Below are 1834 nucleotides of genomic sequence, written 5' to 3'. Positions count from 1 at the left end.
CCTCACGGAACTCCGGATCGAACTTCCGTCGCATCTCCGCCATGACTCCCAACTTCCCCTGCAGTCATGGTCTTCACGCTACGAGGGGAGAGACACTACAGTAAGGAGGGCGGCATCGCTCTGGGTCAGGCACTGGCGCAGCCACGTCTACGAGGGCGTTTCCGAAGTCTCAAGCAGTGCCGCGAACTGCCTCAGTCTGTCTTGTACCCACGGGTACAAGATGCCGTACCAGGCTTCGAAGCTCGCATGGTGGCGCCGTCCGTCGCGGGATATCTCGTGGGCAGCAGCCGTGTCCGCTCTCGGCCAGGCGGTCAGCGGGCGCACAAACGGGCCCAATGTCGTGCCGAAGGTCATCAGCGGACGGACCACCTCCGGTCGCTCCCTGCCCGCCACCAGGTGCAGCTGCCCCAGCGATTCCCATCCATGCGGCGACAGCTGTGCGCGGAAGAACGTGTCCAGACGAAACGGAAGTGCGGCGATCGACCGGTGGATGTGAAGGGCCACGTGCTCTCTACGACGGTGCCCGCGATCCTGGTCTTCGGCTGTGGCACCGTACTGGGCAGTCGCCTCGGCGATGGCTCGCCTGCGGTGCGCCTCGCGCAGGGTCACGATTTCCTGCTGAAGGATGCGTGCGATGGTTGGGACGGACCGAGCATAGTGGGCGGCGACAGCCTTGACCGGCTCGTCACCAGCTACGGGCAGAGCCGTGCACCCTGGTTCGAGGTGCCTGTCGACAACGCTCTTGAGGGGGACCCTCACTCGCTCAATCCGCTCCCTCACTCCGGGGGCATGGGCGATGTACCGCTCCAGTTCCTGCACGGTCACCCCCAGCACACTGGCCAGGCGTACGGAGAGGCCATAGCTGCCTTCGGCGCACAGTCCTGTTGTCTCCAGCCGTCGGTAGCTGTACGGCTTCAGTTGTAGTTCGCGGCACAGGTCACTGGCTCTCAGGCCGCTGGCTCGGCGCAGGTCCGCCAATTGCCAGGAGTCCATTCCGGTTTTGTCCGCCAGGTCCAGCGGGCGCATATTCAATGCGGCGGCGAGCTGGCGGATGCGTGGCGGGTCGGGGGTTCGCAAGCCGTTTTCGTAGGCAAGGATCTGCGCCTTGCTCGCACCCACCCGCTCTGCCAGTTCGGCCGCACTCAGACTGCCTCCCTGTGCCTCGACCCGCGCCTGCCGCAGATAGGCGCCGGAGAACATGACCGCCATCCCTCTCGCCACCGCAGGCCCCTCTCCGTCAGGCGCGGTACATTTTACGTGCGTCGCCTCCAGGGAGCAGGAGGTTATTTCATGCTGCTCGAAGACCCATGAGCTGTGTGTTCGTGCAGTCAAGGCGTATCGCCCGCTCCCCGAAGGCCGCTTCGGACGGCCACACTTGGAGTCCAACCGGTGACGGCAAGGTTTGCACAGGCAAGAGAGGGCCCCGCGGAAGCTTGTTGAGTCAGCCACGGGGCCCAGAGCGGCGACCTGCACCGTTACTCAGAGCCTCTCCGCTGGCACGGGGAGGCTCTCCGGCTGTGAGCCGGAGCTAAGTGCAGCGCTGGTCTCCGTCCTTTGGTTCCGGTGGATCCAAGGCGGAGCGCATCGCCTACCTCCTTCCCCTGTAGCGCGGTTACGGAAAGGGGAGGGTCAGCTGGTATGGACCGTCTGGCCCTGCCCCTCCGGCAACCGGACACTCAGGAAGAAGACAGCAAAGACACTACCGCGAGGGCTCCCGTACGCGTTTACGAGGACGGCCCGGTGAAGTTTCCCCGTGATCTCGGACACGGTTCTGTTATGCCGCGAGGGTCTGATCCTGTTGGTAGCGCAGGCGCGCCTCGTGGGGCGTGAGGTA

Annotated in this window: 1 protein-coding gene; it reads right to left on the bottom strand. The window is 64.9% G+C overall.

The annotated features are described in order from the left end of the window. Positions 1–147: 147 nt before the first annotated feature. Positions 148–1200 (bottom strand): helix-turn-helix transcriptional regulator, encoded by a 1053-nt coding sequence (locus ABT300_RS43680; RefSeq protein WP_351688644.1) that lies wholly within the window; start codon positions 1198–1200, stop codon positions 148–150. Positions 1201–1834: the final 634 nt, after the last annotated feature.

This window comes from Streptomyces sp. NPDC001027 (genome assembly GCF_040299045.1).
Taxonomy (GTDB): Bacteria; Actinomycetota; Actinomycetes; order Streptomycetales; family Streptomycetaceae; genus Streptomyces.
The sequence above is the reverse complement of the archived record's forward strand: the minus strand, read 5'-3'. Positions and strand labels throughout refer to the sequence as shown.

Excerpts from the sequence above, each read along its gene's own strand:
- ABT300_RS43680 (WP_351688644.1), bottom strand. The coding sequence starts at position 1,200 with ATGTTCTCCGGCGCCTATCTGCGGCAGGCGCGGGTCGAGGCACAGGGA.